General features: G+C 34.0%; 1 pseudogene. It reads right to left on the reverse strand.

Annotation, left to right across the window (positions count from 1 at the left end):
* Window positions 1-300 (reverse strand): annotated as a pseudogene (locus ACSG5Z_RS30735) (SAM-dependent methyltransferase); the annotation flags it as partial.

Below are 300 nucleotides of genomic sequence, written 5' to 3' on the forward strand. Positions count from 1 at the left end.
GCTTTACTAATTGACTACTTGCAGATACAACATCCTCTAATGTACACATAATTTCTTGACGAGATATCGCTAACTGTTAATTCATATTTTTCTCAGAAGATGCAGGTGTTTGAAAATAAGGGGGATTACATGTAACTACATCATATTGATGACGTCCAAGTTTCTCCGGCATATCTTTCAAATCCCCATGTATTAAGTGAATTCTTTCTTCTAACTTATTGTATTGAACGCTACTGATTCCCATATCATATAAACGTTCTTGAATTTCTACACCTGTAATGTTTCCCTTTGTTCTTGTAC

Source organism: Bacillus pretiosus, assembly GCF_051294775.1.
Classification (GTDB): Bacteria; Bacillota; Bacilli; order Bacillales; family Bacillaceae_G; genus Bacillus_A; species Bacillus_A wiedmannii.